At 54.2% G+C, this 439-nt stretch carries 1 protein-coding gene; it reads left to right on the forward strand.

Translation table 11 applies throughout. The features are described from left to right. A partial coding sequence (locus AC1RPU_RS07880) for a hypothetical protein (protein ID WP_481769626.1) occupies positions 1-183 on the forward strand: 183 nt, incomplete at its 5' end. Positions 184-439 lie beyond the last annotated feature (256 nt).

The raw sequence follows: 439 nt of genomic DNA on the forward strand, positions 1-439 counted from the left end.
GTCTCTAATCAGGGCGATACAACGAAGCCGATCCTTTTCACAAACGCACAAGACTATCTGGCGCAGTACGGTAATCCGAACGCGAAAATCTCGTTTGATGTGTACTGTGGTCTCGACTTCTTCAAGGAAGCTAACCAGCTGTGGGCACTTCGTGTTGCGGGCCCCGGTGCTCTGTACGCTTAGGTCTTGATGTATGCAGATGCATCTGGCACTACGCATCTGGCTCCTATTCCGGCTGGCGTCGTAGACCCAACGAAACCTGATTGGCCGACGCTGCTCCAACAAGTTGGCAGCGGTGCTACCACCGCAATAGCTCTTGTCTACCCGTCTATGGGCCAAGGCTCATACGGCAACAACACTGCAATCTCGATTTCTAGCGCGACCCTCACGGCACCAGCTCAACCTTCTGCAACTAGTAGCTCGACGGTCGGTACTCTGC

Source organism: Dellaglioa sp. CoH-55-MRSF-7, assembly GCF_056782235.1.